This is a genomic window from Allochromatium palmeri, from assembly GCF_009720725.1.
Taxonomy (GTDB): domain Bacteria; phylum Pseudomonadota; class Gammaproteobacteria; order Chromatiales; family Chromatiaceae; genus Thermochromatium; species Thermochromatium palmeri.
The window spans coordinates 1-624 of record NZ_WNKT01000161.1; the positions used below are offsets into that span (position 1 = coordinate 1).

At 57.2% G+C, this 624-nt stretch carries 1 protein-coding gene; it reads right to left on the bottom strand.

Annotation, left to right across the window (positions count from 1 at the left end; genetic code table 11):
* Positions 1 to 75: 75 nt before the first annotated feature.
* Positions 76 to 402, bottom strand: coding sequence for a hypothetical protein (locus GJ668_RS19935; RefSeq protein ID WP_186343242.1), 327 nt, complete (start codon positions 400 to 402; stop codon positions 76 to 78).
* Positions 403 to 624: the final 222 nt, after the last annotated feature.

Sequence of the window (624 nt, forward strand, 5' to 3'; positions counted from 1 at the left end):
AGCGCAACCCCTCCTTGCCTAAATGGGACATCCTCATCCGGCCAGCTGATGGGTAAGTTCTTTCCTGGCAATCTCCTAATTGGAGATGCTCTTAAAATGTGATGGCCGCATCGCGAAGAACTGACCAAAATTGCGTCGCGCCTTGAGTCCTTCGTATAGCTCGCAAATCTCCATCCGCTGCTCCGGCGCCTCTACCGTCTCGAACCAACCCCGAGCTTCAGCGTGGCTAAGCCTCGCGCGCGACCGCTTGCTGAAAGCGGGAACCGGGAGGTCGGGGTCGTAGGCAAAGTGGGCTTTGAGATAGCGCGCCTGTCCTGTCGAGGTCATCGACTCTGGCGGGCTCCATCCGGGCTGGGTCACTACCGTCAAAGTCACCAGGTGCTGGAAGTCGTTGACCAGCATCTCGAGATCAGAGGCATCATCGATGCACCGATAGGGCCAGGGTCCAAGGCCATCACGGTAGTAGGTATCGGCAATAGGCCTCTGCAAGACGCCGAAGTTGCCACTTGCGTGCATTTCCACAGAGCCTAGTACCGCGCACCCTAAATTGACTGGACAATTTCATGCCATCAGCGGCTTGCCGATATAGGTCCAGCGAAACGGCTTGGCGAGGGTCTGGTTGAA

Coding starts and splice junctions, on each gene's coding strand:
- GJ668_RS19935 (WP_186343242.1), bottom strand. CDS start 402: ATGCTGGTCAACGACTTCCAGCACCTGGTGACTTTGACGGTAGTGACC.